The organism is Chitinibacter sp. GC72, assembly GCF_009760905.1.
In the GTDB taxonomy this organism is placed as follows: domain Bacteria; phylum Pseudomonadota; class Gammaproteobacteria; order Burkholderiales; family Chitinibacteraceae; genus Chitinibacter.
Window position 1 is genome coordinate 23,053 of record NZ_VIRW01000011.1, and the last position, 26,476, is coordinate 49,528.

Consider the following 26,476-nt stretch of genomic DNA (forward strand, 5'->3'; position numbering starts at 1 on the left):
CATCCACATTAACAATCAAATACATAGGTGAAGGTTTAGCATGGCGAGCAGCGTTTTCTTTCAGGGCATGGCTTTATGCGCCAGCCTGATTATGGCGATTGGGGCGCAGAATGCCTTTATCTTGCGCCAGGGCATTAGCCGCCAGCATCTGTTTATTGCGGTCATCACCTGCATTGGCTGCGACTTTTTGCTGATGTCGGCAGGCGTGCTGGGCATGGGCAAGATTTTGCAAACGCTACCCGAGCTGCAAAGCTGGATGGCGCTGGCAGGCGCAGCGTTTGTATTCTGGTTTGGCTGGCAAGCCTTGCAAAAAGCCATCCGCCCCGGCCAGCTACAGATCGACGATGAATCCCGCAGCGCCAGAACAGCCAAAAGCGTAGTGGCCGCCGCGCTGGGCTTTTCGCTGCTCAATCCGCATGCGATTCTGGATACGGTGGTACTGGTCGGCGGCATTGGCGCGCAGCAGGCTCCCGCCAATCAGCCGATGTTCTTGCTGGGCGCAGTGAGCTTTTCCTGCCTGTGGTTTTTTTCGCTGGCCTATGGCGCCAGCAAGCTGGCCCCGCTGTTTGCCAAACCCGCAGCGTGGCGCGTGCTGGACGCTCTGATTGCGCTGATGATGGTGGCGATTGGTATTTCATTACTCAAAATGGCTTAAACATTGATTATTTTTTAATCAGCAACAACTAAACCCGCCAGAACAGGGGCTTAGCGCATTCATCCACAGCTTACCCACCCAGCTATGCCAGCAATGCGTGGAAAAGATGCGCCAATTACCCCGCTGCTGCTGCTTTTTGCAGCAATCGGCAAACTGCCAGTCAGATCAGCCAGTTAGCCCAACTATCCACAAGCGCGCCGCAATTTTATCCACGCCACGGGTGGATAAAAGCGCAATCGGCTTGAACTCGCCTGTGGACTAAGCCACAATCGGTATGGCATGTATAGCGCTGCAGCGACCTGCCAACGGCGCTGCAGCCTTATACCCCCTTGGGTAATCGGCAGCGGCGGCGGTAGCACTGCCATCCATCTGTTGCCCAACTCCTGCACTTCACCGGGCCTGATCATGAATATTGAAAAAGTTATTTTCGGTTTTTTTATCCTGCTGGCGTTTACGCTCAATTTCGGTTTTGTGCTGGGTGAAATTGATGTACCGCACCAGCATGATGTGTTTGAGCTATTTCTGGCGATTGTGATCAACTTTATCGCCACGGCACTTAAATTTGGTGACCGTACGCAAGTCGGTGCATTGCATTTGGCCACCAGTCTGGTGGCCGATTTGCAGCTGATTACCGCCTCACTAATATGGGGGCACGCGGTGTATGTCTCCGGCGTGGGCATGACGCCGGGGGTTACTTCAATGGTGGTGTCATTTGCCGCTGGCGCACTGGCGGCCAATCTGGTGTCGGTGGTGCTGCTGATTGGTGAAACCCTGCAGCATCGTCGCTAAAAATGGACGGCATATTCTTTCTGATGCTACGGCGCCTGCGCGCGCCGATTGTCACACTGATCGCCATCTACGGCATCGCAGTACTGGGCTTGGTGTTGATCCCCGGCATTGATGCCAACGGCCAACCCTACCATATTGATTTTTTTCACGCGTTTTATTTCATCAGCTACACCGCTACCTCCATCGGCTTTGGCGAGATTCCCAACCCATTCACTTACCAGCAAAGGCTGTGGGTCTTGTGCTGTATTTATCTGGCGGTGACTGGCTGGGCGTATACGATAGGTTCGATCTTCGGCCTGATGCGCGATGAGTCGCTGCGCAAGGCCATTGCGCAGGCGCGCTTTCGCAACAAGGTACAACGCATTAGCGAGCCTTTTTATCTGATTTGCGGCTACGGGCAAACCGCCCGGCTCTTGTGCAAGGTGCTCGATGATCTGGACATCCGCTTTGTGATCGTCGAGCAGCGCGCCGAGCGGGTGAATGAGATAGCGCTGGCCAATTTCAAATTTGACACCCCCAGCTTTGCAGGTGATGCCTCCAACCCAGAGCTATTGAAAATCGCCGGTATCGAGCACAAACACTGCATTGGCATCCTGGGCATTACCGGCAACGAGGAGGCCAATCTGGCCATTGCCATCAGCGCCTATGTTTTGCGGCCCAAGCTGCTGTCGATCTGCCGCAGCCGCAATCAGGCTGTCGCGCAAAACATGGCCTCGTTTGGCACCAACAAGGTGATCAACCTGTTTCAAACCGTTGGGCGCAAATTCAGCCGCCGGCTGCAACAGCCCATGATTTCGCGCGTCTGCGACATTCTGGCCGACTTTCCCGGCAAAATGATTACCGAAGAGCCCAGCCCGCCGATTGGCCACTGGGTGATTGTGGGTTACGGGCGCTTTGGTACGGCGGTGCATAAATCACTACTCGCCGCCGGTTGCACCGTGACGGTAATCGACCCCGAACCGCAGAGCGATCTGGACCATGAACACTTTATTCTAGCGCTGGGCGTAGAAGCGGCATCGCTGCGCCAGGCCGGCATCGAGCGTGCCGTAGGGCTGCTGGTCAGCCACGACCACGACGCCAACAATCTATCGGCGCTGGCCACTGCACGCGAAATCAACCCCGCGCTGTTTACCGTGGCGCGGCAAAACCTGACGCACAATCACCTGCTATTTGAAGCATTCAAACCCAATATCACGTCAATCCGCGCCGAAATCATCGCGCATGAATGCCTGCGCGCCATGGAAAACCCACTCCTGGCCGACGCCATGGCGCTGATTCAGCAGCAAAGCGAAGAATGGGCGCAAAACCTGTTGCCACAGCTGCTGGACCTGTGCCGGGGCGAAGTGCCAGAAATCTGGCGCATCCGCTTCAACGCCCAGAATGCCAGCGCGGTGCACGCCATGCTGGCGCAGCCCGTGCCGCCACTGCGCATTGGCCATTACACGCACGACGCACTGAACCACGGCAATACCCTGCACTGCCTGGCACTACTGCACCGGCACGCAGGCCGCGACCAGCTACTGCCCGGCAGCGAAACCTTGCTGCAGTTTGGCGACGAGCTGCTGTTTATTGGCGACCACCATGCCCGTCTGGCGCATAGCGCCGTACAGGAAAGCATTGCCCTGCTCGACTATATCCGCACCGGCGAAGAGCAGGCACAAAGCTGGATATTCCGCCGTATCGCGCAATGGCAGAAAGACCGGCAAGCCAGCAAGCAGGCCACTAGCGAAACCCAAACCGGCGCGGAAATCGATTAAGTACCGCTTAAAATATAAGCAGCACAAAAATAGCAATCAGATACAAGCGCTTAAGCCGCTTATCCACAACTTACCCCAGCAACTGTCCTGCCCGACACGGGATAACTGGGGAAAAGGCGGCATAATAGATTAAAAAACAGGCAGCGCAAGAAAAACCCATTGCGACAAGCGCTTACAGCACTTACCCACAGCCTATACATTTTCTTATGCACGCCACTTGTGAATAGCCTCGGTTTCATCAGGAGCAAGGCAATAGGTGTAGCGCGGCGCGATTATTGTCACCATATCCCGCAATATTTGTCATTTGCCCACTAAAGAATATTGCGCGATGTTTGGCACAATGACCTAGCCGAACGCCATTAAGTAGAAGGTACTAACTCCTCAGCTGAAAAAGGATTCCAAGTTACTTGTATTCGCGCAACGCCCTCTCCATCCGGCTTACGGTAATGGGCTTCGAGCATAAAAGGAATGCGGTCTCGGAGACAGAATGTCAGCTCAGCTGATTCTCCTTTTGATATCCTGTGAACTTTCGAAGGCTTAACCGAGCAGTCTTCAAACGGCAAATTAAACTGAACATCAGTCACTTCGCCACCATGATTAATCAATAAGCACCTGAACTCCCGAAGACCCTGCCCTCCTAGAGCGGCTGTAGGCTTTTCTTTTAATTCAAATTTAGGCCGACGCTCTTTAGCCAAATCCTCCTCTGCCTTGGCAGCCAACTTCTTTTCGTGCTCAAACTGCTCACGCTGCGTGTTAGCCATGTCTTGGTACTGCTCCACGGCCAGCCTTAATTCATCAGCCTGCAACCTCAATGCTTCCGTGTTTTGTCTTAATTCCTCCCCCTGCTGCCGATAACCAAGCACAAGCCATAAAAAAGCAATTGGAGAAAAGAAACCGGCCAGCACATTTGCCCAACCATCCAGAGCGGGTGGATGGGCAACCTTTGAAAAAAAAGCCAAATAGACACCAAAAACTATCCACAGAAACGACGCGGCTACTCCAAATTCAAAACAGGTTGGCTTACGCACATTTCAACTCCAATTAGAATAATTCCCCCATAATAGTTGGTTCCCAGTTTGTAATCACCAGCTCGCGACTGGTCTCCGGTGCGCCGTGCGTATTGGCCACACTGTACTTAATACCCAGCTCTTCAATGTGAAACTCGGCGAAGCAGCGTCGGATGTCTGGATGATCGTTGATGCTGATCATCATCTTGCCTTTGCAGCTTCGCATTGCCTCGGCCAGCAGCTCGTATTGCTGCCACTCGAACGGCACGCCGTAGCCTTCGGTTTGCCAGTACGGCGGGTCAGCGTAGAAGAAAGTGTGCGGACGGTCATATTTCTTCAGGCACTCCAGCCAACTCAAATTTTCGACGTAAGTCCCCGCCAGGCGCAGGTGGGCGGCGCTGAGGTTTTCTTCGATCCGGCATAGATTGATCGGGCTACCCGTCGTCGCAGTGCCGAATGACTGCCCCTGCACCTTGCCGCCAAAAGCATGCTGCTGCAGATAATAGAACCGCGCAGCACGCTGGATGTCGGTGAGCGTTTCCGGCTGAGTCAGCTGATGCCACTTGAATACCTGGCGACTACTGATCGCCCATTTGAACTGCCGTACAAACTCTTCCATATGGTGCTGCACGACGCGGTATAGATTAATCAGTTCGCCGTTAACGTCGTTGAGCACTTCGGTTTTTGCCGGGATATGGCGTAAAAAGTACAGCGCCGCACCGCCACAAAACAGCTCGACGTAGCAATCGTGCCTGGGGAAAAGCGGGATGATCTGGTCAGCCAGGCGACGCTTACCGCCTAGCCAGGGAACGATTGGAGAGGCTTCCATCGTTTGCTCCTTGGTTTGGCGCTCGGCGGCGCTCTTGGTTATTGAACTGATTCAGATGCCCACATCGTGGGCACTTAATACTGAGAAAGGTATAACTCCCTTCCGCGAGTTTTCTGTTGCATTGGTCGCAACGGATATTGCACATACTGCAAGTCCCTTTCATAAGTGACAAATATCCCGCTAAACTGCGCATTCTTCCGCGCGGAAGTGGCAGCCTTGGGGTGACTTGCAGGCCTAATCTGCGGTCAGCTGACTGGATGAGTGTTCCCGCACTTATCCAGTCGCTGTTCCAGGTAAATCGTACAACTGATATTTCTCTTCCTAAATCCTCCGCCTTTCTTGATCACCACCCCGGCTGATAGGCCAATAATGAGTCACCCGCCAGTGTCGCAATCTCGGTTTTCATCTGTCGTTGTCGAGCGTGGATCGCCGCACCTTGTTCCACGATTGCTGCCCACAGCTGCTGCAGGCCAGCGAAGTCCATCGCAACATTGTTGTTGTGTGCATCAGTCCAGTAGCCCAAAGGGTTTGCGCCGCACAGCAGGACAGACTGGATGCGGTCGCGGGCGGCTTGATCGGTGTCCCAGTGATGGCCCATGTGATCAACACCGCCGCTTTCTTGCTGGTCACGCCACGAGTTGATTTGCTGATGCAACACCACCCGCCACGCAGCTTCATTATTTGCTACAACATCGGAAGTCAGCGGCAGAACCGACCATTGCTGAGTCAGCACCCCGGCGATACGTTTAGGCTTTTGTTCCGCAACTGCATGTGTGAGGCGGTTGTGTTCGGGCGGATTCGTGTCCGCATAACCCTCCCAGTCCCCGAATTCTGTTGCACCGTGCGGCACAGATGCGCCCGCCGCAGCGGCAGCATCGTGTAGCGTTACGCCGAATTGCCCTGTCGCTCGATTGCAGTAATACATGGCCTGCCTCTATCTATGTCCGTTTGTAAATGAATACGCCTTGGCCGCTTCCCACCACCGTCGTCGCCGCCAGATAGTCGGCATCGGGGCTGAAATCAACATGATGCATATTGGTTGGGGTGGGGGTTCCAAAGTCAGGCAACTTGGTAAACGTGCTGCCACTGCGCTTGTACACAATTGTTGAAGGCTGCGAATAACTTGATACCGCCAAATATGCTCCCCCGCTACTAAAGGCCGCGTAGGTGGGGTAATAGGTGGGCAACACCGCAGGTGCGGGCAAGGCCACCAGCGTATCGCCGCTGCGCTGGAATAATTTGATGTAGCCGCTAAATTCACCAACCACCGCAACATAATTACCCGTGTCGCTATACGCAACGCCATGCGCGGTGGCCAAGCTCGGCACGGTGTAGACCAAGGTGAGCGTATCGCCACTGCGCTTATACATTTTTACAGCACCACCGCCCGCCAAAACGAAATACACGCCGGAGGGGTCAACTGCTACGCTACGATAAGTCGAGTTATCAAAGACCCCTTGGGCATTGCTGTACTTTGTAGCGCCTGCATCACGCTTATACAGATAAGCGCCGTTGTGATGCACAAGCAGCAAGTACGCCCCATCAGGAGTAAACACACATCCTTGCAAGTCCATGCCCGCCAAGGACTGACTATCTGTGATCACAAAACTGCTACCGTTGTACTTATAAACTGTCACCGCCGAGTCATACGTCCCCGCCGCGCCGACCACCGCCAGAAACTGTCCGTCTGGACTAAAAGCCGACCGGCGCACCGTTGAAGCCACCGGTGAAAGCGTCTGTGCTAGCGTAAAAGTATCGCCGCTACGGTTGTAAACCCGCACCTTGTTTGTTGACGAGCCGGTTGTAACGAATCGTGCCCCATCTGGGCTAAAAACCGCCGAAAATCGACTGGTGAGCGATAAGTCAACCGTGTCAGGCAGCTTGATAAACGTATCGCCTTTTCCCTGGACTGACGCGGCAAACAGTAAATCTCGCAGCATTATTTACTATCCTTTGCGAGCATCATGCCGCGCCAAGTTGCCCCGCCGTCGCGAGTGTAGAAGCCCAACAAATCCAGGCCTGCTGCAGTCAGCGCGGGAGCCGCGCCACCGGCCCACTTGATGCCAGACCACCACGTCACCACTGCCGACCCACCATTTGTGAGTTCAAGGATAAAGCTGGCGACCGCAGGCGCAGCAGGCACATTGCTCACTGTGAGCGTGGTCGCGCCTGCGATGGCTTTGCTGAAGTAGTTAGCCAACGCGAGATCAATATTGTTCGCGGCCAGCGCGACGTAGTCTTCGCGCACTGCGGCACCGAATGTCTGTACGCCCGAAAATGTGTTTGCGCCGCCCAGATTAGCTTTGGCGTCGAGCGCGGCTTGCTGTTCGGTTGAAACAGGTTTATCCGTGTCTGCGGTGTTATCCACGTTTGCCAAACCCACCGCGGCCTTGTTCAAAGTCTGCCAGGACTTATCGCCACGATAATATTGCGCTGCAGTTCCGGCACTTAAGCTGGGCTCAGCACCCAACGTCGAGCGCACACTGGCAGCAGTCGTTAGCGACAAGTACGAGCGTGCAAATGTCGAGACGACGGCGGGGTCAATGAGCCACTGCGAGCCCGAAACGCTGACAACGATGTCGCCTTTGTCGCCGTCTGTGACGCCGCCATCTGCCCCTTTGGGGATTGTGAAATTAAGCACGGCCGCACTGCTCGTGCCTGAGTTCGTCACCACAACGCTACTACCGGCCGCGCCGGTGGTTACCGTCCCGATCGCGACAGTTGCAGCCGACCCATCATTGCCTTTGGGTAAGACAAAATCGAGTGTCGCGGCTGTGCTGCTACCGACATTAGTTACCGATGGCGTAGCGCCTGATGTCACAGTTCCGACCGTTACAGTCGCCGCTGCGCCAGGATCACCTTGTCCGCCCGCAGGCACAGTGAAATTCAATACTGCAGCGCTTGAAGTCCCTGAGTTAGTGACCGATGCCGAGCTGCCCGCCGCACCAGTTGTTGTAGTGCCGATGGCTACAGTTGCGGCAGTACCCGCATCACCTTTGGGCAGCACAAAATCCAGTGTTGCCGCTGTATTTGTCCCTGAATTAGTGACTGACGGCGTGTCACCCGAAGCCACCGAGCCGATGGCTACAGTCGCTGCAGCACCCGGATTGCCCGGCGCGCCACGCAAGCGCCCATTGAAGTTGCGCAGATCAGTTATTTTGTTAGCTGCAATCGTCGTGACATTCGCATCAACTCGGACTTGTGCCAGCGCCAAAGCGCCTTGCGGAATCGCTGGCACGACCGGGGCAGTGGCGTGCGGCGTTCCTGTTGCGATGCCTAGCCCAGGCCCAGCTGCGCCAACGTAAGCGTAAACCACGTCAAAACGGTACAGCCCAGTGCCGGGCGCGGTCGCGATCTTCAGATCGGCGTTGTTGTTTACGCCGACGTTCTGGTTCGGCATCAGCAGCACTTCGCCGTAGATGTTTGCGATATTGCTGTACTGCTCTGGCCGGACAGGATTTGCGCTGCGATCCGGGTTTTTGCTTGCTGCAACGTCTGCCGCATCGTCGCCAGTCAGGCCTAGGTATAGCCCCGAGAACGGCACGATCTTGCAGCCAAAAACCACGTGCGAGCCGATCAGCGCATACAGCAAGCCCTGATTTCGCGAGCCTTGGACTAGCGCTCGCAGGCTACTGACTTGCTGCTGCAGTGCCAGCTGGTTTTCAAGCAACGATTGACTCATTACGCCTCCAGTTCCACCAGCTTGAGCCCGACTTCGGCCAGCTGTGCATTAATTTTGTCCAGCATCGGCTCATCAAAATCGCCGCCGATCATGGGTACTACGTGCTGTTGCTGATTCAGCACTTGCTCGCCTTTTTTTAGCGTCACGATTTTCTGGCCGAGTACCGGTGCGACACCGGCCTGGAATTGGATTTGAATTGCGCTCAGTTCTTCGGTACGTTGCATGATTTGCTCCTATGCTTTGCGCAGCAAAATGGATGTCCAATTTGCGCCGCCGTCGGTTGAAAATTGAAAAGGGCCTTGCCCAATGAAATTGGCCAAGTTGAATAGATCAGCCGCGTGATAGCCGTCCACGCGATCTGCATTTAGATTCGTGACAAGCGCCCCACTCACCATTTCGAGCGCGCCATCGATTCGTACACTGCCGCGAAATTGCGAGCTGCCGTAGGCATCGATGGCTTTGTCAAACTGACACAGCTCAACCTTGCTGCCCGGCGATGCTGTCGCGAAGTAAGCGCCGAACGTCCCGACTCCGACCACACCATAGGTGCCGCCGATGCCCAATACGCCGCAATCAGAGCCACGGCCAAATACCCCTGAACGCAATGCCGCGCCGCCAGCGCTCACGTTGTCACCGCAGATCGAGGCACCCACTTGCACGTTGCTGCCCCACGGCATGTTTGTCGTTGTTGAGTACGCGACGTTACTCACACTGCGCACTTGCCCAGTCGTATCGACATTCCCTTTGAAAAACGCCTCACCCGTCGCGGCGTTTAAAGCAAAAGTCGTATTGCCACCCGACTTCGCTTGAATCCCGCCCGCGCCGATGAAAACGCCGGTCGTTGAGTTGCCCATCTGGAAAAGCTGACTCGTGGTGACGGGGATGACCGTAGTCGAGGAGTTACTCAAAATATCCCGCGTCAGATCGCCAACCGCCCGCGTAGCGCCATAGCTGGCATTGCTCTCAACCGTTGCCGCGAGCGAGTTGTTGATCAGCGCATTGGCACCGACTCTGAGATTTGCGCCATCCCACGTCAGTGCCTTTGTGCCGGTACCGAAACTGAAATTGCCAGTGGACATGATCGATACCGTGTCACGGCATTTGATAAAAGCTTCGGTCGCCAGCTTGGCATCAAGATCGAGCCAGCTCTGGCCGTCGTTACTGAGCACTTTGCCGGTGCGAATCACGCCGCCGCGAATCTGCGTGATTGACGGGTCAATCTGGCCAGTCGGGTTGCCAGACACATCACGATGCCAGTCCGCAAAAGTCACTTCGCCGACGACAGCTACTTTGTTGGACTGAATCAGAATTGCTTCCGGGCAAATCGCGATCTGACTTAGAACGCGATCACCCTGCACTGCATAGCGCACGCCGCGCTCAACATTGCTCAACCGCTGTGCCAGATCATTGATCACGGCCATTGCGTCGATGGCCGCATAACTGCGCGGGTCGATCACCGGGCCTGCGGGTTCTGCTGGAGCCGTGATGCCGCCATTCGAAAAGCTACGGCCAATTAATAGCGTCATTGCTCACCTCCGTAGCTCACAGGCATGGCAAAGCTCCGTGCTATACCCAGCGGCGTGCGCTTATATAAGTACACGGATGCCGATGCCCAGCCGCCTGCGGGTAAATTCAAGTCCAGATTGCCCGCGATGCTGTACGTGCCACCACCCAGATCGGAAAAATCCGCTGCCGGCAAATCCAGCTGGGTTGTACCCAAACCCGCAGCCGGAAAGTAGTAAAACATCAGGCCATCTGCAGCGAGCAGCGTGCTGCCCTCAATCGCACGCTCGCAATGGATCAACTCGTGCTGCGCACCATTGCTGTGAACGCCACCCCAGCGGACGATTTCATAGTTTGTGCCATCCGTTAGAATGCCTAGCCGCAGATAAGCCATGCGGTCATCAACCCACGCGATGTCTACCCACTCGACGACATCGCCGACTTGTGGGGCGACATCGAGCGGCTGTTCGAAGTAGAAGCTGGTCGAGTCGTAGCGCACGACTTTGCGCCAGGCCGACGCGCCGACCTTTGCCCAGATCCCCGCCAGCACGATGTTGGTGCGATTAGGAAATTCGGGCGTTGCCGTCACAACGCGATGCACGTCCGAGCCCGCCAGTGCGGTCAGCATGCCTTTATCCAGCTCTGCCACCGCTTCAATCTTGATCGTGCTGCCCGTACCCGAGCCGGAGCGGACTCGAAAGCCGTTCGGGGCGTCAGTGACCGCATAGTTGAACATCACGCCGTCTGGTTTGTCGTCTAACGCTGGGTCGAACTTTAAAACCAGCTTGGCGTTATTCATGTCACCCGCATCGTTCACACGACCGTACAGCGCCGCACTGGCCGGGCGCGGAAACACGCCGACCAGCGCTGCAGGCGCAAATGTGGCCAGCACTTCTGCCGCGTTGCCATATTTGCCCATTGCCGACTGGGCGCGGACTTCAACAAAGAAATTACCCTCCAGCCAGACCGGCAAGCTGGCTGCCAGCTCACGGGTGTACTGGCTTAGCCAATCTGGCGAAGTTTCGTGTCGCCAGCGCACCTGATAGCCAATCACAAAGCCGATGGGCACGTCCCATGTTGCGAGCAAGGCGGGTGCGGCCAGATTGTTGTCAATGACCACCACCAGATTGCCAGGCGCAGCCAGCGGCGCGAACGGGTCGGGCAAACTCGAATCCACGGGCGGCGGTGCCGCAGTGAGCGGATCATCTGCATACAAGCTGGGGTCGTACTCATGCGCCGTGATTTCGACATCGCCGGAGATCAGTGGCTTGACCGTCAGCACCCGAAAGCGCTTGTTGATCCAGCCCGTCGAACCGTGGCTGATGCTGATCACATCGGTCGGCTGCAAACGACCTGCTGCTGCAAATGCCTTGAAGGTCACCACAAAACCATTGCGTGAATCACGCAGCACGCGAGTCGCCAAAAACCGCGCGCGGCGCTCGTCGCTGGCCAGCGAGAACTCCAGCGTCGACTCAAGCACGAGCCCCGCGTCTTCTGCCAACCAAGATGGCGATTTCACTGTAACAATCGTCTCGGCATGCTGGCGCAAAGGATCAACGAAACGCGCCGTGACAGCATTGAGCTTGCCGCGCCGGTCGGCCGCTTTGACTTGCCAGCCGCCAGTCATGTTGTTTTCGTCAAAAGTCATCACCGACACATCGGCTTGGTCGATCACCAGTGAATACTTGCCCTCACTGAACAGCAGCGAGCCACGCATGTGATCGAGCAGGATTTGCACGTTGTCGAGCGTCGGCTTTGAAGTATCCAGAATGCCGTTGATTTCGTAGCGCGGCACCAGTTTGATGCTGCCATCGGCGTTTTTATGCCCCATGTCGATCAGCGCATCGCAGTAGTTTGCCGCAGCGATAAAGCTATCCACATCCAATGCGCCTAAAGGCAAGCCACGGCCGTAGCGCTCTGACAGCAGATAGTCACGCAGCGCGAGCGCCGGATTGCTCGATGCGCCATACAGCCCGGTACGCGGATCGAATACTTGAACGCCGGGCAGATCGAGCGTGATCACCGGCATTGCACGCCAGACATCGGGCTCAAAGCGCAGCACGAGTACCGAGTATGCGACGCCAGACAATTTATGCGCAGCCGTCCATTGCGGCAGATCGGCTAATAATTTGGCATCCGCCGCCTGCCCGTCATTGCCGTCGTGATAAAACCACTCGACGGTGCTAATGCGCTCACGAACCGTGTCATACACGGTCTGCGTGTACGCCTGCCCACCTGCACTGACCCCAGACTCTTCACGCGGCACCTGGGTTTCGTGCTCGAACTTGAACCGGTCATCCTTCCAGTGCACATCATCAAGATATAAATCCGCATCGGTCGGAATGCCGCAACGGCCTTCGGAATGCGCCAGTGCCAGGTATAAATACTTTTTGTCAGGGCTAACGGCCTGCAGCGCAAAAAGGCCACCGACGCGAGCGCGGCCGTACACGATGGGCAGCGCACCGACGCTGTCCACCGTATTCACCTTCACATTCATTTCAGCGCGCTGTGCTGCCGCCGCTGCACGGGCTTTTTTGCGCATCGATGCCGAACGGGACATGCCATATGCCGTCGTCGCGGCAAACGCAATCACCGTGCCATAGGAGGCAATGGCGATCGAAGCCCCACCGACCGTTACCGTAATCGAGGTCGATAGCCAGGCGGCAACACCGGCTACTGCTGGCATAAATCTCTCCGAGTTAAACGCACCGCACGCACAAACGACAGCGACGGTACTGGGTACAACGCAACACCCGTATCCGGGTGCGATGTCAAAGCACGACGGCCAACCAGCAGCGCCGCGCCAATACCCAGCGCACCTTGCCCTGTGAAGCCGATATCGCCCGCCGCGAGCTGCGACACTGGAATCTCGTCAAAGCCCTGCTGCGCCATATAAGTAATCAAACCATCTAGCCCGGTAGCACCAATAAAACGCTGCAGGCTGGCGGCAGATTTAAAGTGCTGGCGATGGGGCCCGTAAAAATCCGTCGCTGCTGCGAAATCGATGCCTTGCAGCGCGAGCGCCATGCACACGGTGTCAGGGCGACGGTAAGGCTTGCCAATCTGCGCTTCAGCGAAATCGCACAAGCGCTGCGTAAATTCGGCTCTCATCGGCCACCCCATTGCAGCTCTTTGCCCAGCGTCGTGACAAATTCAAAACCACGGTCACCGGGGAAGTGGCGCTGCTGCGATTCATCGTTCGTTAGCCGACCGTTCACGCGCTCAAAATCGACAAAGTGGCTGCTGGCGCGGATCTGCACCACCGAGCTGCCATCATCAACATTCTCTTCAATGGCTGGGCCATCACAGCGGCCACTAAACAGCAGCAGCGGCTCTTGCATCACGCCCGCGCTATTGAAATACGCCCGCCAGACATTCATCGCCCGGCCGACAAAGCGGGTCTGCAGTGTGGCTGCGATCAAAGCTTGATCAACACCCGACAGCGTCGCCGTCGTGCCATTGATCGCCAGCCCATCCGCATCGCCATCAAACTCAATATTGAGCAGCTGGCCAGCCGCGTAAAACGTCTGCCCGCCGAACTGGATGGCGGTCGCATCGTCAGTCAGGCAGATCACTTCGTCGTCAAGGGCAATCGACAGCAGATGCGCGCAGCGTTGCTGCTCTGCACTCATCTCTGCGATGGTGCCGGGGCTTAAATCACGCATTAAATCTCCTCGATCAGCTTGACGCTGATGTCATGCCGAAACGGCGGGCGCACATTCAGCGACTGCGTGTCTTCTTGCAGCGAGCAGCGCACAGTGATGCCTCGCAGCTTGGCCGATACGCCAGCGGCTAAAGGCTCGATCAGATCCCAGGTCAGCGTTACTGCAGCTGCACCGCTGGCATCGGAAACTGCATCAGCAGCGAGGGCATAAACCTTGCTGTGATTGCCAAAACGCACATAGTCACCCGCGTTCAACACGGTTTTTGAAGCGGGCAAGCCACTGAGCACCAGCGTCCTTTGCCGCGAATTGGCCGCATCGCGCACCGTAGCCATGGCAGGCGCGTGAGAATTGGCGCTATCGCAAAGCAATGCCGGCTGAAACTCGAAACGGCCGAATCGGCCATTCTGGGCTTGGATAAACGCCCACAGCTGCTGGCCTTTGGCACGATCCAGGCTCGACCAGGCCACATCAAACGTCAGAAGCGTGGTACCGATCCGCCGCGACTGGCTGCGCCCGGAATGCGCCCGGCTGGAAAACGTGGTGTCCCTCGTGCCTGGCGTGAGGCTGGCTGGGGGGAAGTTAGGCATTTGCGCCATGAGTAATCCTAAAATTGTGGCGACTGCCGGTTGCGCAGCATCGCCGCCCGCACGGCTTCAGTGGCCATTGGCTTCACGTTATCAGCCAGCCGCGCTAGCGCGGTTTCGATACGGGATACAGCGGCCGCATCTGCACCGCGAGCGTCGATAGTGGGCTGCAGATAAATATTGATTGGGCTAGTGCCGCCATTGCCCCCATTACCAGCTGGCGGCCGAGCGCGAAAATCGCCACGCATGGTGACGGGGATAGAGCGGCCATCGGGCAGCGGCACATAGGCTTCGCTCATTCCAGCCTCGGCGTACAGCGCGAGCTGGGGTGAATTAGCAATGCCGCCTTTTGAGTAGGTGCGCAAAGGTAGCGGGCCAGCGCTGGTCATGATGCCGCCGTTGGCAAACGGCACTGGGCTGCTCAACATGCCAAAGCCGTTGCTTGCTGCGCCCACATTGCTACCGACGCCACCACCGCCGGATAACAGATTGAGGCCAGACGAAATCAGGCCGCCAAAGCCGCCCATTTTGTCCATCCAGCCCATTAGTGGCTTGGTGACGGATAGCCGCCACTGGTAGCGAACCAGATCACTGATGAGGCTGTTGAACATGTCTTTTGAGCTGACTTTAATACCTTTGGATGCATTGACCGCAGCGTCTTCCATGCCCTGGAACAAGCCGGAATAGGTGCCTTGCAGCTCTTTAGCCGCCGCTTTTCGCTCTTCCTCAAAGTCTTTGGCTGCTTTGGCTGCAGCATCCAGTTTTTCAACGCCCTGGCGGGCGGTGACTTTGCGCCCGAGCAATTCCGCTTTTTCTTTGAGCAGCGCGATCTCTTTAGCCAGCTCACCGGTATCCGCCGTGCGGGTGGCCAGCGCTTCTTTGTCAGCGATAGTCGCGTTGAGCTGCGCCAATGTGTAGGCGTCCAGCTCGCTCTCTGCCATCCCGTAAAATTTAAGCTTGTTTTCCCAGGATACGGCCGATTCAGTCAGCTGCTTGATCTCGCGGGCATCAGCGTCTTCCTGCTTTTTAACCGCGTCGGCGCGTGCTTTGCTCGCATCGGCTACGCGGAGCAAGCTGGCATATTCTTCAGCCGAGATCAGCTTTAGCGCCAGCTTTTGCCGGATCGTGCGGTCAGTGACAAAGCCGAGCTGTTCGCGAATGCGCAGTGCTTCCTTTTCGCCGTCATTGAGCTTATTGCCCCATGCTAGCTCCTCTTTGACCGCCGCAATCTTGGCTTGCAGGCTGGCCAGCTCGTTATCGGTGGGCGAGCCAATGGCTCCACGCGGAGAGCGAGGCTTTTTCTCATCGCCGTAAATATCTGTGCGGATTTTTGCTTCGCGTTTGGCAATCGCGGCAGGTTTGAGCAGTGGGCTATCGGGCTGCGACTTGCGCAGCTTTTCTTGCATGTCGCGCTCTTTCGCCAGCGCGGTATTGTATTTTTCCTGCTTATTGGCCGCGTCTTCAGTGGCTTTGGACAGATAAGTAAATGCCGCCACGCCATCTTCACGGACTCGATTTTGCTCGGCCAAAATGGCGGATTGCTTACCTTCAAGACGCTGCAGCTCCAAACGATTGTCGATTTCGTTTTTTAGATATTTCTCTCTGGCGAGCAAATCCTGACGTTGCTGAGCCGCGCCCGGATCTTCGATTAGACGATTACCATAATCAGAACGTCGACCATTTTCAGGCGTCATTTTCAGCTGCGCCTGAGTTGCTTTGAGCTGAGCCTGGAGCGCAGCCAGTTCTTGTGCGGGGGTGGATTTACGCCCCACATTCAACATATCGTCCCAGACCCCAGCTATTGTGCTTTTCAGCCCTCGCCAGGCTCGTTCGATATTCCCCACATTCTCGATCACTTGCTTGGACATTCTGTCCGTCGCATTGGCAAACGTATCCTGTGCCAGCTTCACCGCATCTTGCGTGCGGCCTTGCTTTTCTAGTGCCTGGATTTGCTCCAGCACAGAGGCGGTGAGGTAGTGATAAGTATCGTTGAGCTTGAGTGACGCCGCCACGGATGCGTCGGCCAGGCTGGCAAATTCCTTCACGGTATCGGCCACTTCTTTGCCTGTGGCCTTGTTCACTCGCACGGCCACTTCACCGTAGCGCTCCATACTTTCAGCGGCAATACGGCCAGATCCGGCAATCAGGGCCAGCGTTTCGGCAGCCTGAGCTTGTGTGCCAATGGTGTCGCCAATCCGTGAGCTCATGTCGGTTAGCTGATTCGTCGTGACGCCAGTGACATTCCCTGTGAAGGCAATGGCTTTGCTAAAATCCTGCGCTTCGCGGCTACCGCTGTAAAACGCATAGGCCAGCGCGCCACCTGCCGCCGCAGCAGTACCCACAGCCACTGCCATCGGACTGATGGCAGCAGTGATGCCCTTGATCGCCGGGCCAATGCCGCCAAAGCTGTCTTTGATCTGGCCACCTTGCTGCACCATGATCAAAAACGGGTTCTGCCCACCCGCCAGCTGGGTCACAATATCGGTCATCTGCATCGGCAGCTGGCGCAGCGCATTGGTGGTTTGCGCGGCGCTGATTTCGCCGGTGCGCGCCGTTTGTTTGAGCTTACGGTCGATGCGCTCCAGACCGGCCTCCGACTTTGTCGCCGCTGCACCCACACTGTTGCCCATGTCGGTGACGGCTTTGCCGCCTTGCTCTGCGCCGCGCTGCATCTCGGTGCCAGTTTTGCGAGCAGTGTCACCCAGATGGTCGATGCCCGCGCCGGTTTTCCGTGTGGTATCACCCAGATGGTTGAGGTCTGTGTTGGTTTTGCGTGCAGTGTCGCCTAGGTGGTCGATGGCAGTATCCGCTTTACCCGCTTCGCTGATAAAGGCTTTGCCGTCACCGGTGATCTTGATATGAATATTCGACACGCTAATCTTCCTCAGCCCAGATATCGAGCGCGGCTTGCTCCATGACGCGCAGATCGGCCAGCAAGGCCGCACGATCTGCGGGTTTGATTCGCTGCATGCGCATGACAGATTCCACCGCTAGATAATCAAAGCCCTGAAAATGCCCGGAGGGCAGCACGCGCCATTGGGTTTGGCAGTCCAGAAACAGATAAAAAACGGCCAGATGCTCTGGCCACAGCTCGTATTCATCTTCCTGCTGCCAGTCGGCGGGAAGCGTGATTCCCAATTTGTTGGCCGCTTCGTCGAGCTTGCATTTACGGCCGCCGAGCAAGTACTCGACGGCCCCGATCAGTTTTTTTCTTTAGCCACCTCAATCGAGCGCACGAACTCACGCACGATGGTGGGCTGGGTCGGGTACAGCTTGAGCACGGCATCGCGGTTTTCAGGGCTGAATGGCAGCGGGTTACCGGCGGCATCAAGCGGGCCACGCCAGCCGACCAATACCCGCTCAACGACCTCCCGATCAGGGATCGCGCCGGTCACAATTTTGGCTGATAGTTCTTCCAGCTCTTCTTGCTCCAAACGAGCAAACTGGGCGTCAAAGCTTGCCGATTTAAATATCCCATTCCCCATCGGGAAATCCACAGTCACCGTGTGAAAATACGCCCCGAGGGATTCAAGTCTTAACGCTTCCATTGGTTTTCCTTATTTCACCGTGATCACGAATTCGTCATTGCCAGCCACTGGCAAGAACGTCATTTTTGCGTCCAACATCAAATCGCCCTCGCTATTCTTGTACGACGGGTTTTTGATCTGTGCGGCGGGAGCATCGAACTGGATGATGTTGCCCGGCACAGTGCCGTGGATGATTCGCACCGCGCCCGTATCGCTATTGCGTGCGACATCAAACCAGTTTTTGGCCGCGATTGGCGGCATACGGAAAGCACTGCTGCCACTGGGTTTGCGATCCGCAATTTCGACACCGTCCGCTCCGACCAGCACACGATGCTGCAGATCATTGCCGAGGTTGAATTCAAACGATTCAACTGCGAGGTCGGAAACGCCAAACAGACTAATATCCGGTGTGAATGCAGTAGAAAACGGCACGGGTTTTTTCCAGCTCGTAAACACGGCACCGGCTGGCGTTGCCAAATCGATGACAGGGGCGAACAAACCCATGAGTTTAAATTTCATCACAGGCACTTTTTTTGCTGTAAAGCTCAATTGAAGATCCGAGCGAGAGCCGACGATTTTATGCACGTGACCGTCTAAATAGGCATATAGCGTCAGTGACTCCATGAAGTTGGTGATCGGTCGATATTCAACCTTGCTACCCGGTGTGATTGATTCGCTAATACCACATGCACGTACCAACGCACCCCACGCGGGAGCAGTGCCAGCCGCACCACTGCCAGCTAAGGCGACCTCAATCTCAGCGCTGCATGATTCGGCTACCGAGATTTCTTCGCCGTTGCCGAAATACGGTCGAAGGTAATCCATCGACTCCATTTCCTGCTCGAGTGGATTGAGCGTCATGCTGCGCAACAGCACGCCATTGGTCGTCGCCTCCGGTGCTGCATCGGTGCCATAAATTGCTTCAGGCTTGGCCGTGACCAAGACATTGCGGTATTTTTTAGCAACAGCTGGCATGATTACTCCTTATTCTCTGTAGGCTCATCAGCCGCGCCTGGTGCTTCAGCCAGCTCGGTGCGCGCTTGCAAAGTACGCGTGCCATCGGCATTCACGATGTAGCTGCCGCCGTGGCCATGATTTTCGTCACGGACTTCGGCAGCTTCAGGTACAGCAGGTGCTGCTTCAGCTTTTACTTTTGGGGGCATCTTTCGATTCCTTATTGACTGTAAATGGCATAGCCGGTGGCGTAGTCGTCTTGCCACCAGAGCACGGCATCATCAAAGTCGAGCAACTTGCCGCCCGCCGCTTCGATAGCCTGATCGCATTCAGGCGGCAACCAGCCGAGCAGTGCATCGCGCACTTGCGCTCTCAATTGCTGCAGCTCATCGACGTCGTCAACGCCCCCGGCTTTTTTCAGATTGCTCTGAGCAAAAATCAGCGCAAAAGCGGTGCGCCGTTCTTGGTGCACTTCACCCACAACAGAGTTGGGGCCGTCAATATCACCAAGAGGAATTACGAATGCAGCGGGCAACTGGTGCTTGAGTAACTTTTTGCCTTCCGCATAATCCGCTGCGCCGCCAACTGATTTAAGCAATGGGCACTGCGCTTTCAGATACTCAATGATGGGTTTGATCTTCATTAGTACCCCCGACCAAACACCGGCGCACTGGACGTCATGACCGCCATATCGCCTTTGCTGCTGTCCACCGGCGCACCGTTATCAATCCCCAGCTTGACGCTACCGTCTGCCATCCCCTTCAGTAGGCGCACTGCATCTTCGTAACGCTTGCGCACGGTGTCGGTGACGCGTTCGCCATACAGGTGATAGCGGGCGATGTCGCACGACAGGCGATTGAGAATCGGCGGCGTATGCCCCAAGGGCAGCTGGTAACGCGCCGCCAGATAACCGTCGATTTCAGCGTCGGCATCGGCAATGTTTCGCTCGACGACGCTTGCTTCAATCGTGCCGGTGTTCTCACGGTCGGTGAGGCCGAGTAGCTCGTCCTCACCGAAGCGCAACAGCATGTCAGCCTGCGTGGCGTAGGTCATTACTGAGCCGCCTTGCCTGCCGCGACGTATTTGTCTGCTTCCGACTTACCTTCCGCTTTAGATTTCGCAGCAGGTTTCGCGGCAGGTTTCGCGGCAGTCTTCACCGCTGCATCAACAACAGGCGCAGCAGCGGGATTTTTGTCACCGCCTGCTGGCTCAGGGTCGTCCAACACTTCGACCACCAGCATGGGCTCAGCGAGCAGCTGCGCCAGTTGCGCCTCGGTAAAGGTGTCGTTCGGATGTTCGGTCGGGCTGGCTTGGTGGGCCAGACCCGCACGGCGGAAACCGTTTACTTTTGCAGTAATGCGGATCATGGTCAGCCCCCTTACGCTACCGTAGCTGGCCATTGCTGCAGCCTGCGATACGCAAGAGAGTTTCTTGGTGCCTTTATTCGATACCGATGCACCATTCACTGCGTGATCAACATCAAAGAAGTACTGGCCATCGTAGCAAACGCTGGCAAAACCCTGATTCACTAGGCTGTACACAATTTCATCCGGCAGCTGCTTGGCTGAGAAACCGGCCATCTGTGCTTGTGGCGCATAAACGCCCAACTGGTCGTCTTCGATGTCGTTCCGATCTACCTCGACCGTCGCTTCCCAGTCATCATTGGTGATGGTGTAGCTAAAGCCTGCCAGCGATTTAACTGCTTTTTCGCCAATCCATTTCTGCATGCGAGGGAAATTGGATAGCCACTTGTAATCGTTGGTCTTGGTGCCCGATGGCACCAGCATGGCAATTTTTTGCCAGGACGATGGCGCGGCATCAAAGGCATTGTTAAACGTGGTCTTCAAATTAACGAAAATGGCTTTCAAAGCCGGTGCATTAACAATCATTGCGCATACTCCCCTTATTGAACCCAAACGCCATCAGCTTCAAGGCCGACGACGATCCCGGCTTGCGAGCGGGTATTGGTACCGTTGGTTTTTGCCACGGTCTGGTTATCGACGATGTAACAAACGCGCCCCAAGCTGGCCTGCGTTACAGGATCAGCACCGTCGTTGGCCCACTTGAATGCCTTGCCACGACGCACGCCAACAGTGACAGCGCCATCCGCGCCCCCTGTGTTATCGATACATTCATCCGCCATGCCGAGGTAAGCCAGCGTGGTTGACGTAGCGCCTGGCGTACCGAAGCCGGTTGCGCTGGCACAAACAATCGTTCCGGCCAGAATCTTGGCGTTTGCAGCCACTGGGATGCGAACCAGCTCGCCGTCTTTCAGCGGGGTATTACGATCTGCGATGGCAACGGTCATGATTGACTCCCTGCTGCGATGGTTTTTTGAACATCTTCGACGCTATTGCCGAAGGCTTTGCAGACGGCCAGCGTGGTGTCATCCAGCCCGCCCAGCGGCTGATCAACTGGTGGCTTGCCGCCGGTTTGCGTTGCAGTTAGCGCCGCGATTTTTGGCGCAGTGTCGAGATAGGCCGTCAAAGCAGCAGCATTGGTTTTGGCCAGATCACGCGCCCAGGCTTCCTGTGCGGGCAGTAAGCGGCCGTCACTCAATGCGGCCGTCAGCAACTGCTCGGTCTGACTTGCCTGTGTCTGAGCCGTCAGCGACGCAATTTGGCCTTGCAATTGGCGCATTACATCAACAGAAACAAACTTGGCAGGATCGACTTGATTCGCAGACAAGGCCGCAATTTGCGCATCCGCACTGTCAGCCTTGGCTTTCAGCGCGGCCATCGCGGTGGTGATTTCGACATCGGTCGCTGTCGCGGCCAAGCCGAGCATGGCAATCAGTTCTTCACGTTTCACAGGATTCTCCTCAGTAATGGAAACAGGGGGTGGGCACGCCAGACGTGACAACGCAGCCAATGACAACGGTGGCAACTCATCCAGTGCGGGGGTATTGGTCAAGGCAACGTGCAGCAGTTTCAGTACACGACCGTCGAGGCCATACAGAAAAACGGGAGAAAGATAGAGATACTCTTTGGCCGCGATATGGGCGGCTGCTTTGGCAGTCCATTCCACATCGACGGCATACAGACCATCACCTTCACGCCATTCCAGCGTTTTAAACCAGCCTGATGCGGGCGCTTCCTTGCCGTTCTCGGCGGCTTTCAGCGTCTGATGTTCGTAGTCGACCACATAGCGGGTCTGCCGGGTTAAGGCGGTGGCAACCAACAGCTCGGCATTGGTGCTATCCAATATCCATGCCGCGCACTCAGCAGGTCGACCATCGACGCCGCGAAACTCGCCAGCGGGAAATAGCTTGATCGTCTGACGCTCAGCATTGGGCGTGAGGCTGACTTCAATAGCCAGCGCGGCGATCATCGGAGTGAGTGGGGTTTCTCGTTTCATGCCGCTATGGTGCGGCGTGGGTGGACGTCTTCCGAGCGGATATCAATACTGGATTTCATTCGACTTGCACCTATTGCAACGGTTTGTCATACTGAGTTGGTGCCAGAAACACGGTGAATACCTCCCTGCCGTAGAACGTTGCAAGACGGATCGCGTGAGAGTGAAGCGGGAGTCCTCTCCTGGCACCTTCCTTTAAATATTGCCCTCAACATTCGCGCTGTTACGCATCAACCGGCGCACCTCTTTTTCTGTCGTGATGTAGAACGACTGCAAATAGTTTTCTTTCCCTGTGCGCGTCACCTTCACCACGGCAACCCACCACTTATCGTCCTGTCGGATAAATTTCAGGTGCAAATCACGGTCAGCAATGATCATCTGCGGCGCTTCAAGCACTTGTTGCACTCGCCAATAATCTTCCAGCCCCACGGCCTGACCCTGCCGATGTACCAGCTGTTTAGCCAAAGTATCGTCAGACAGCCACACCGTTTGACTTTGACTTCCCAGCTTATCCATCCCATCCGCATCAAGCACCGCAACCGGAAAACGCTGCCTTGCTGCAAGCACCTGACGCAATTCGGTTGAGCTGCCACCTTCGGCCAGGCCACGCTCAACAACTGTGGCCAGATCCTTGTACCACCCCTCAAAATCAGCACCACGCAATGTATCGGCCACATATTGCCGCGCATCGTGATAGTCGTACTTGTCCAGGTCTGGTTGGTAGCGCTGCACACCCGGATTGCTGTTAAAACCGGCATCAGGAGCAAACCAGTGTGTGCGCCCATCGCTGCCCGACACTTTGATGCCCGTTCGTTGTGTCTCGTACACTTCACCTGTACGTTTGTTGGTGCCGGTCTCCACGGTAATTGTCGATAAGCGACCTTCGGATGACTCAAGGCGCAGACCTTCTTCATCAAGCGCTGACTTTGACACAGGCCGGACACGACAACGGCAATTGAAACCATTGGGCGGGTACCTGGAATCCGGCGCGTTTATTGCCGTCAAACTCAGCCATACAGATAAACTTACCGTCCATATTGCGGATCGACACCGCCGATCCATCGTGGATATCCACGCCTACCTGCACTTCCTGCCCATCCACCTCCATCAGCTCTTCGCTGAAATACACGTTGTTCCACAGCTTCACCTCGCCACGCATGGCCTTGCGGGTAAACGTAGGGCGGAATAAGTCGCGTAATTCCATCTCATCGAGCATCACATCCTCGGCCCTACGGTGTGCCTGGTAATACGCTTTGGGCGACATATGCACGCCATTTACTTTCGGCAGCGAGCTATGTGGCCGCTGGTTGTATTCATTGATCGCAGCATCCAAATCAGCGACAAACTCAGCCAGGCTAGGCACATGCGGCAAATTCACCGTCATGCCTTCCCCTGCATTGCGCTGCACCGTCTGTGCACGGCGGATATCCCGATTCACCAGTCGCAGCGTGTCGCGGTCGGCGTCTTTGCCCTGATAAGTCGGGTATTTTTTCGCCAGCGGAATCGTGATCGTTCCCCATGCCCGCTCAATCAGGCCGCGCCCTTGCGGGTTGCCCGGAATACCCGTTTCGTGATGAATGCCCAGTCGCGGCAAAATCCCAGTCAGTGGCGCATCCAGCACCTTGCCGGTTTCACCCGCACCGTTATCCGAGTAATAAATCAGTGGTGGCGGGTATTTGCTGGCCACATGACGGATCATGTCTGACACGGCGATCACGTTTTCCGATAGGGCGGTGCTCCAGCCCATCGCCAGGCGGCTGCTGCAATCCAGTCCTAACGTCACTTCAATCACCATCGGCTGCCCCGTTTCAGGGTTGATCACCTTGCATTTCATGCCGTGCCCGTCGCCAACCAGCACGTCGCCCGGCGTCAACAAACTCCAGTCACGCCGCACAAACGGCAGCTTGGCTTTCAAGGCCGCACCGGAATGGCGACCGACGTACAGCATTTTCGGCGGCAGCTTTTTCAGCATTCGGCGCACCGCATCAATGCTCGGCGGCACTTCATTCACTGGCAGCGCTTTGACAAACTCGCGATACGACTCGACCAGCGCAGGCTTGCTCGGGCGGCGATACACCGCCAGAAATTCGCCCAGCCACCACGGTGTGCGCATGTCTTTTTGCCGCACTTGCGGTGCCAAACGGCGCAAGCGCTCGCTCGGGCTATCGGTCGATTCGTATTTGTCACACCACCGCAGTAGCGTGCGATCACTCACGACACGATCGGCACTGCTGCGCGCATTGGCATGATCGACCAGTTGCTGCAGCAGCTCGGGCAAGGTGCGATTTTTCGCCGCCTCGGCCACATACACCGCCGCCCTTTTCTTCGATTTCAGCACCCGTTGGATATTGAACACTTCGCACACCAGCGCCATCCGTGCATCAGCCGCCGCGCGTTGCGCATCGCTCAATTCGTCGACCGACACCAGCGTTAAATTCAGTTGCTGTTCGCGGCGGGCTTTTTTAAGTTCGCTCGGCAAAGGGCGTTGCGCCACATCGGCCACTGGCAAATTTGCCAGCAGTGCATCAGCCTGACGCTTTTGCAGCGCTTGTTGCGCGGATTTGGGTAGGCTGGCAATGGCGTATTCGACACCTTTACCTTTTGTTTTGCGACGGCAAGCCCAGCTCTCACGCTGAGCACACTTTGAAACCCCTCGCTCGCTGCCAGGCAAATCCGGTAATTTCAGCCCAGCCAACTCGGCGGCGCTGTAGTGAGTTTTAATTTCGACAGGCTCATTACTCATGGCCCCTCTCCGTATCATTGAGGCCTTTTCCCGCAACGATTACAGACAAGGCAGGGAAAACCGGCTTAAAATTACGCTTGTAATAACGCTGTGGCCAAATGGCCTCTGGTGCGAGCCCTATGGCGGCGGCAATAATCCGCTCAGCTTTTGGATAAGGTCGATCTAGTGCGGTTTTGAGTGTGGTTTCACTCAAGCCCGCCTCTCTCGACAAGGCGCGCATCGACCAGCCTTTTTTATGTAATGCCGCCAAAATATCCGCCCGATGCCAATCATCGGCGGTATTTTTTTGGCTTAGTAATGCACTCATCGCCTAAACCCTCCTCGGTTGTCGATGTGTGCATACTAACGCACATATTCTATGCAATCAAGAATATTTGCGTTCTTTATCTAGTATTTATGCGTTCTCAATTTTCGTTCTGTTTCCTGTCGGATAAAAAAGACACGCACAAATACTAGGTTTACCATGCAAAACATAGGCTTATGCTAGAAAAGGAACTATCTATGTCCGAAGAATCCAGCGTTCCGATTCTGCAACAAGAAATCGGAACTAGAATTTCCGCAACAGCCGACATTCTCGGGGGTCGCAAATCTGCAGCTGAAGCTGCGGGGATTTCTGAAGATATGCTCTATCGCTACATCAGGGGCAGCAGCAAGCCACCATTAGAGGCAATGGTAAATCTTGCCAAAGCTGCAAAAATTCAGCTCGATTGGCTTGCAACAGGCGAAGGCCAGATGTTCAAAGGCAATCTAACCCCCGAGATCAAATCCGCTGCGCGCCAGTTGCTGCGCGAAGAGCCGCGCACCAGTTCAGTCAGCAGCCCCATCCTCGCAAGCGCCCCTGCTGTGGCGACGTTCTGGCCCAACCCCGACGGCGAGCCACAGCTCAATGCCTGGCAGAATTGGGCGGCAGGCATCGATACTTCGCTGTTTGTACCCGTGATCTATGCGCCCAAGCTGTGCGCGGCGGCGGGCAATGGCCTGGTGAACTATATGGATGAGCAGGAAACCGAAGCCCTGATGTTCAAGGCCAGCTTCCTGCGCTATATGGGCGTGCAACCACACCAGGTGTTTTGCATGCGTGTGAAGGGCGAATCAATGGAACCGAGCCTGAAGGATGGCTGTATTGTTCTGGTCGATACGGCACAACGCCGCGTGGCCGAGGGCGTATTTGTATTACGGATGAATGATGAGCTGCTGGTGAAGCGCTTGCAGCCACTACCTGGCGGCGTGGTGCGGGTGATGAGCGACAATCCGGCCTATGCCAGCTTTGAAATCAATCTAAGCCAGATGGCCGAGCACGAAATCGACATTATCGGTCGCGCTATCCACCTCAATACCAAGATTTAATGCGACAACCTCAATAAAACCTACGTTTTAACGCTGTTGGGCATAAAAAAGCGCGGACAATTCAGGAGAAGCACTCCCCG

General features: G+C 56.0%; 29 protein-coding genes. 4 read left to right on the top strand and 25 right to left on the bottom strand.

Translation table 11 applies throughout. The features are described 5' to 3' along the window. Window positions 1–40 precede the first annotated feature (40 nt). The 3 genes from FLS37_RS10530 to FLS37_RS10540 all read left to right on the top strand — a co-directional run bounded on the left by FLS37_RS10530 (window position 41) and on the right by FLS37_RS10540 (window position 3,201). Window positions 41–655 carry a LysE/ArgO family amino acid transporter gene (locus FLS37_RS10530; RefSeq protein WP_198314582.1) on the top strand — a complete coding sequence of 205 codons (615 nt, stop codon included), beginning with the start codon at window positions 41–43 and terminating at the stop codon, window positions 653–655. Window positions 656–1,060: 405 nt separating this feature from the next. Continuing rightward, window positions 1,061–1,444: a DUF6394 family protein gene (locus tag FLS37_RS10535; protein ID WP_157669889.1), complete on the top strand. Its 384-nt coding sequence runs from the start codon at window positions 1,061–1,063 to the stop codon at window positions 1,442–1,444. A gap of 2 nt (window positions 1,445–1,446) precedes the next feature. Further along, on the top strand, window positions 1,447–3,201 hold the full coding sequence (locus FLS37_RS10540; RefSeq protein WP_157669890.1) for a TrkA family potassium uptake protein: 1,755 nt from the start codon (window positions 1,447–1,449) through the stop codon (window positions 3,199–3,201). Between the two features lie 359 nt (window positions 3,202–3,560). Here FLS37_RS10540 and FLS37_RS10545 read toward each other — a convergent pair whose 3' ends face one another. The 25 genes from FLS37_RS10545 to FLS37_RS10665 all read right to left on the bottom strand — a co-directional run bounded on the left by FLS37_RS10545 (window position 3,561) and on the right by FLS37_RS10665 (window position 25,356). Then, on the bottom strand, window positions 3,561–4,229 hold the full coding sequence (locus tag FLS37_RS10545) for a hypothetical protein (protein WP_157669891.1): 669 nt from the start codon (window positions 4,227–4,229) through the stop codon (window positions 3,561–3,563). Between the two features lie 13 nt (window positions 4,230–4,242). Beyond that, window positions 4,243–5,037 carry a DNA adenine methylase gene (locus tag FLS37_RS10550; RefSeq protein ID WP_157669892.1) on the bottom strand — a complete coding sequence of 265 codons (795 nt, stop codon included), beginning with the start codon at window positions 5,035–5,037 and terminating at the stop codon, window positions 4,243–4,245. Beyond that, window positions 5,000–5,230: a Com family DNA-binding transcriptional regulator gene (locus FLS37_RS10555; protein ID WP_308418760.1), complete on the bottom strand. Its 231-nt coding sequence runs from the start codon at window positions 5,228–5,230 to the stop codon at window positions 5,000–5,002. The genes FLS37_RS10550 and FLS37_RS10555 overlap by 38 nt, the downstream gene beginning before the upstream one ends. Window positions 5,231–5,380: 150 nt before the next feature. Then, window positions 5,381–5,962, bottom strand: a complete 582-nt coding sequence (locus tag FLS37_RS10560; RefSeq protein ID WP_157669894.1) for a DUF4376 domain-containing protein — start codon at window positions 5,960–5,962, stop codon at window positions 5,381–5,383. Window positions 5,963–5,975: 13 nt separating this feature from the next. Then, window positions 5,976–6,977 (bottom strand): WD40 repeat domain-containing protein, encoded by a 1,002-nt coding sequence (locus FLS37_RS10565; protein WP_157669895.1) that lies wholly within the window; start codon window positions 6,975–6,977, stop codon window positions 5,976–5,978. Then, complete coding sequence (locus FLS37_RS10570) at window positions 6,977–8,719, bottom strand: hypothetical protein (RefSeq protein WP_157669896.1); 1,743 nt, start codon at window positions 8,717–8,719, stop codon at window positions 6,977–6,979. The genes FLS37_RS10565 and FLS37_RS10570 overlap by 1 nt, the downstream gene beginning before the upstream one ends. Further along, window positions 8,719–8,943 carry a hypothetical protein gene (locus FLS37_RS10575; RefSeq protein WP_157669897.1) on the bottom strand — a complete coding sequence of 75 codons (225 nt, stop codon included), beginning with the start codon at window positions 8,941–8,943 and terminating at the stop codon, window positions 8,719–8,721. The genes FLS37_RS10570 and FLS37_RS10575 overlap by 1 nt, the downstream gene beginning before the upstream one ends. Before the next feature lie 9 nt (window positions 8,944–8,952). Beyond that, complete coding sequence (locus FLS37_RS10580; protein ID WP_157669898.1) at window positions 8,953–10,245, bottom strand: hypothetical protein; 1,293 nt, start codon at window positions 10,243–10,245, stop codon at window positions 8,953–8,955. Continuing rightward, on the bottom strand, window positions 10,242–12,908 hold the full coding sequence (locus FLS37_RS10585; RefSeq protein WP_157669899.1) for a phage tail protein: 2,667 nt from the start codon (window positions 12,906–12,908) through the stop codon (window positions 10,242–10,244). The genes FLS37_RS10580 and FLS37_RS10585 overlap by 4 nt, the downstream gene beginning before the upstream one ends. After that, a complete protein-coding gene (locus FLS37_RS10590; protein ID WP_157669900.1) occupies window positions 12,896–13,333 on the bottom strand; it encodes a hypothetical protein in 438 nt (145 codons plus the stop codon). The genes FLS37_RS10585 and FLS37_RS10590 overlap by 13 nt, the downstream gene beginning before the upstream one ends. Further along, the gene (locus FLS37_RS10595) at window positions 13,330–13,887 is read right to left on the bottom strand and encodes a DUF2163 domain-containing protein (protein WP_157669901.1); all 558 of its coding nucleotides are present in this window, start codon (window positions 13,885–13,887) and stop codon (window positions 13,330–13,332) included. The genes FLS37_RS10590 and FLS37_RS10595 overlap by 4 nt, the downstream gene beginning before the upstream one ends. Beyond that, a complete protein-coding gene (locus FLS37_RS10600) occupies window positions 13,887–14,483 on the bottom strand; it encodes a hypothetical protein (RefSeq protein WP_157669902.1) in 597 nt (198 codons plus the stop codon). The genes FLS37_RS10595 and FLS37_RS10600 overlap by 1 nt, the downstream gene beginning before the upstream one ends. Window positions 14,484–14,491: 8 nt before the next feature. Then, window positions 14,492–17,344, bottom strand: coding sequence for a phage tail length tape measure family protein (locus tag FLS37_RS10605; RefSeq protein WP_157669903.1), 2,853 nt, complete (start codon window positions 17,342–17,344; stop codon window positions 14,492–14,494). 1 nt (window position 17,345) lies between these two features. Continuing rightward, window positions 17,346–17,609: a DUF1799 domain-containing protein gene (locus FLS37_RS10610; protein ID WP_157669904.1), complete on the bottom strand. Its 264-nt coding sequence runs from the start codon at window positions 17,607–17,609 to the stop codon at window positions 17,346–17,348. Window positions 17,610–17,671: 62 nt separating this feature from the next. Further along, a complete protein-coding gene (locus FLS37_RS10615) occupies window positions 17,672–18,019 on the bottom strand; it encodes a hypothetical protein (protein WP_157669905.1) in 348 nt (115 codons plus the stop codon). Between the two features lie 9 nt (window positions 18,020–18,028). Beyond that, complete coding sequence (locus tag FLS37_RS10620) at window positions 18,029–18,973, bottom strand: phage tail tube protein (RefSeq protein WP_157669906.1); 945 nt, start codon at window positions 18,971–18,973, stop codon at window positions 18,029–18,031. Window positions 18,974–18,975: 2 nt separating this feature from the next. Then, window positions 18,976–19,161 (bottom strand): hypothetical protein, encoded by a 186-nt coding sequence (locus FLS37_RS10625; RefSeq protein ID WP_157669907.1) that lies wholly within the window; start codon window positions 19,159–19,161, stop codon window positions 18,976–18,978. Between the two features lie 11 nt (window positions 19,162–19,172). Next, complete coding sequence (locus FLS37_RS10630) at window positions 19,173–19,595, bottom strand: hypothetical protein (RefSeq protein WP_157669908.1); 423 nt, start codon at window positions 19,593–19,595, stop codon at window positions 19,173–19,175. Beyond that, entirely contained in the window at window positions 19,595–20,005 is a 411-nt protein-coding gene (locus tag FLS37_RS10635; protein ID WP_157669909.1) for a gp436 family protein, read from the bottom strand. The genes FLS37_RS10630 and FLS37_RS10635 overlap by 1 nt, the downstream gene beginning before the upstream one ends. After that, window positions 20,005–20,841, bottom strand: a complete 837-nt coding sequence (locus FLS37_RS10640; RefSeq protein ID WP_157669910.1) for a Mu-like prophage major head subunit gpT family protein — start codon at window positions 20,839–20,841, stop codon at window positions 20,005–20,007. Before FLS37_RS10640 ends, FLS37_RS10635 begins: the two co-directional genes overlap by 1 nt. Before the next feature lie 14 nt (window positions 20,842–20,855). Next, window positions 20,856–21,260, bottom strand: coding sequence for a hypothetical protein (locus tag FLS37_RS10645; protein ID WP_157669911.1), 405 nt, complete (start codon window positions 21,258–21,260; stop codon window positions 20,856–20,858). Then, window positions 21,257–22,309: a phage protease gene (locus FLS37_RS10650; protein ID WP_157669912.1), complete on the bottom strand. Its 1,053-nt coding sequence runs from the start codon at window positions 22,307–22,309 to the stop codon at window positions 21,257–21,259. Before FLS37_RS10650 ends, FLS37_RS10645 begins: the two co-directional genes overlap by 4 nt. Before the next feature lie 192 nt (window positions 22,310–22,501). After that, window positions 22,502–23,239: a hypothetical protein gene (locus tag FLS37_RS10655; protein WP_157669913.1), complete on the bottom strand. Its 738-nt coding sequence runs from the start codon at window positions 23,237–23,239 to the stop codon at window positions 22,502–22,504. Next, window positions 23,220–25,049: a Mu transposase C-terminal domain-containing protein gene (locus FLS37_RS10660; RefSeq protein WP_198314583.1), complete on the bottom strand. Its 1,830-nt coding sequence runs from the start codon at window positions 25,047–25,049 to the stop codon at window positions 23,220–23,222. Before FLS37_RS10660 ends, FLS37_RS10655 begins: the two co-directional genes overlap by 20 nt. Continuing rightward, on the bottom strand, window positions 25,042–25,356 hold the full coding sequence (locus tag FLS37_RS10665) for a helix-turn-helix transcriptional regulator (RefSeq protein WP_157669915.1): 315 nt from the start codon (window positions 25,354–25,356) through the stop codon (window positions 25,042–25,044). Before FLS37_RS10665 ends, FLS37_RS10660 begins: the two co-directional genes overlap by 8 nt. A gap of 194 nt (window positions 25,357–25,550) precedes the next feature. Between FLS37_RS10665 and FLS37_RS10670 the strand changes: the two genes are divergently transcribed. After that, the gene (locus FLS37_RS10670) at window positions 25,551–26,396 is read left to right on the top strand and encodes a helix-turn-helix transcriptional regulator (protein WP_198314584.1); all 846 of its coding nucleotides are present in this window, start codon (window positions 25,551–25,553) and stop codon (window positions 26,394–26,396) included. Window positions 26,397–26,476 lie beyond the last annotated feature (80 nt).